At 48.5% G+C, this 3119-nt stretch carries 2 protein-coding genes and 1 pseudogene; all 3 read right to left on the reverse strand.

Annotated elements, in window-relative coordinates; all coding sequences use genetic code 11:
• Nucleotides 1-190 (reverse strand): annotated as a pseudogene (locus KDK13_RS06055) (sugar phosphate nucleotidyltransferase); the annotation flags it as partial.
• Between the two features lie 109 nt (nt 191-299).
• The gene (locus tag KDK13_RS06060; RefSeq protein WP_257284072.1) at nt 300-1433 is read right to left on the reverse strand and encodes a glycosyltransferase family 4 protein; all 1134 of its coding nucleotides are present in this window, start codon (nt 1431-1433) and stop codon (nt 300-302) included.
• Between the two features lie 117 nt (nt 1434-1550).
• Nucleotides 1551-2930, reverse strand: a complete 1380-nt coding sequence (locus KDK13_RS06065) for a phosphomannomutase CpsG (protein WP_257284073.1) — start codon at nt 2928-2930, stop codon at nt 1551-1553.
• Nucleotides 2931-3119 lie beyond the last annotated feature (189 nt).

The following is a 3119-nucleotide window of genomic DNA, read 5'->3' on the forward strand; positions in this document are numbered from 1 at the left end:
CCTTGAACTTATAAGCCAGCACACAACCCCGTTGGGCCTGGGCCATCAGGGCGTCGGTAATCTGGATCTCGCCGCCCTTGCCCGGTCCGGTATCGCGAATCAGGTCGAAGATATCCGGTGTAAGAATATAGCGGCCGATAATGGCAAGATTACTGGGCGCGTCTTCCTTCGCCGGTTTCTCCACTATATTTTCACCACAGAGGCGCAGAGGACTCAGAGAAAAGATTTTATTTTAGGGAAAAAACTCTGTGGCCTCTGTGCCTTTTATGCCCTTCGGGTGCTGTGGTAAACAAAAAACACTAAGCCGTAGCCAACTTCCTACGCTCCAGGCTATCAACCACTTTTACATAAGCATCAATCACCAGCGTTTTGCAGTAGTTCTTGGTGACATACTCCAGCCCTTTCTGCCCCATCTCCCGACGGGCCTGCTCAGGCAGGTTGATCATGGCCATCATAGCGTCGTAAAGCGAAACCGGGTCTTTTGCCTGGCAGAGAATACCGTTCTCATAATGAGTCACCACACTGCGACAACCCGGTACATCCGTAGCGATCACTGGCAGGGCCATGGCGCAGGCTTCCAGCAGGGAACGGGGCAACCCCTCACGATAGGATGGCAACACCACACAGTCCGCCCGGGCCAGAATCGCCTCAATGGTATCGGACGATCCAAGCCACTCAATACCGTACTGTTCCTCCCAGCTTTTCAGCTCCTCACGCGTAATAGCAGTTTTGTTTTTGGCATCCGCAAAGCCGACCAATTTGAGTTCTGCCGATACACCTTTCTGCTTTAACATGGCAAAGGCTTCAACCAGCTCCCGTAACCCCTTATCGCCAAGCATGCGCCCCACATAGAGAAAACGAAAACGATCCGGTGCCGGAGGCAACTCCACCGGTTTAAACCGTTTAAGGTCAACACCGGAGCCGGGCAATAATGTCAGTTTGTCGGCTTTAACCAGCTTGTGTTTCACCAGTAGCTCCTGGTCTTCACTGTTCTGGCAAAATACCTGGTAGGCAAATGGCTGGCTGATTTTATAAAGCCCACGAACAATCCGACCAACCAGACCTGTATGAATAAAGGCAGTACCCAGGCCAGAAATATTATTGGCTACCGGTATACCCAACGCTCTTGCGGCCAGAGTACCGTAAATATTGTTTTTAATGGTGAACTGAAACACCACAAGGGGTTTGCACTGGCGATAAATCTTAAACAGGTCCCTGGCAGTTTTCAGGTCTTTCACCGGATAGTTACCGGCGTTATCCATATCCAGTGGAATAAACGTAACGCCCAATTCATCAGCCAGACGCTGGCTGTAATCATCCAGCGGGGCAACACAGAAAATACGATAGCCACGGCGTTTGAATTCCAGAATGGTATTTCTGCGAAAGTTATAAAGATACCAGGAGGTATTGGCAGAGAAGCAGATATTTTTCATTAAACAAAAAAGGTGACTCAAAAGGTTTAAGTAACCACAGGCATTAAGGGAAACTCGTGGTTATAAAGTGCAAAAAAGTAGTAGCACCGGGAATGAAGGCAATAAACAACAAATAAATCACCTACGGATTAATGACAATAACTCATCCGTTTTTTGCTCCATAAGGGAGATATCACCACGGCTTTCAACATTCAACCGGATTACTGGTTCTGTATTAGAAAGCCTCAAGTTAAAGCGCCACTCGCCCATATCCAGCGAGATACCATCGGTATGGTCAACCGTTACCGCGTCTTTCTCATAGATAGCCAGAATGCTGGCAATAGCTTCCTGAGGGTTGGCCAGAGTGCTGTTGATTTCACCAGAAGACGGGAACAACGCAATTCGCTCTTCCACCAGTTCCGAAAGCGCCTTGTTTTTATGAGACATCAACTCAGCAACTAATAACCATGGAATCATCCCGGAATCACAATAGGCAAAGTCACGGAAATAATGGTGGGCACTCATCTCGCCACCATAGACTGCATCCTCTTCCCGCATCCGCTCTTTGATAAATGCATGGCCGGTTTTGCACAACACAGGGACACCGCCAGCGGTCGAAACCTGGTCGATGGTGTTCCAGGTTAATCGCGGATCATGGATAATCTTCGCGCCTGGGTAGTGAGCAAGAAACGCCTCACCCAACAGCCCGACAATATAATATCCCTCAATAAACTGACCTTTCTCATCAAACAGGAAGCAGCGGTCAAAATCACCATCCCATGCAATACCCATATCGGCGTTATGCTCTAGCACCGCATCAATGGTTGCCTGCCGACAGTCGTGTAACAGTGGATTAGGGATGCCATGGGGGAAATCACCATCCGGCTCATGGTGAATCTTCACAATCTCCACCGGCACACCAGCGACAATTAACCGCTCTTCAATGGCATCGATCACATGCCCGGCGGCACCATTCCCGGCATTCACCACCAATTTCAGAGACCTCAATTCATCCGGTTTGATATACCCCAGAATATGCTCAACATAAGCATCCAGGTTGCTGATCTTCTGGTAAGACTCCAAAGATTTTACCGGGCAAGTGGCAAAAGGCTCAATAAATACGTCCTCTGCCAACCGCTGAATCTCCCGCAACCCGGTATCCCCGGAAATCGGCTTACTCTCCTCACGCACCAGCTTCATTCCGTTATAGTCTTTCGGGTTATGGCTGGCGGTCACCATAATGCCTCCATCCGCTTTCAAATGCGAAGTGGCAAAGTAAACTTCTTCTGTACCACACAAGCCAATATCAATGACTTCTGCTCCACCGGCTCTAAGCCCATCACTTAAAGCAGCTTTCAGTTCAGGCGTAGAAAGGCGAATATCACCACCGACTATCAAGGTTTTTGGCTTAAGAAATTCCGCCGTTGCCCGACCAATCCGCCAGGCAATAGCTTCATTCAATTCATCAGGTATTCGGCCACGGATATCGTAGGCTTTGAAGCAGGTTAGTTTGGTCATTTTATTTACAGGGAATAGGGAATTGATAATTGGGAATTGGGTTATGAGTTTGGGGTTGTGAGTTATGGGTTATGAGTGAATAGGGAATAGTTAATTGTGGATAGACAAATTCCCTATTCCCCCTTAACCATTCCCTCACAACCCATAACTCATCACGCCCGCCCATACGTATCCTCATACCGCACAATA

It is taken from the genome of Endozoicomonas sp. SESOKO1, assembly GCF_024606265.1.
GTDB lineage: Bacteria > Pseudomonadota > Gammaproteobacteria > Pseudomonadales > Endozoicomonadaceae > Endozoicomonas.

Excerpts from the sequence above, each read along its gene's own strand:
- KDK13_RS06065 (WP_257284073.1), bottom strand. The coding sequence starts at position 2,930 with ATGACCAAACTAACCTGCTTCAAAGCCTACGATATCCGTGGCCGAATA.
- KDK13_RS06060 (WP_257284072.1), bottom strand. The coding sequence starts at position 1,433 with ATGAAAAATATCTGCTTCTCTGCCAATACCTCCTGGTATCTTTATAAC.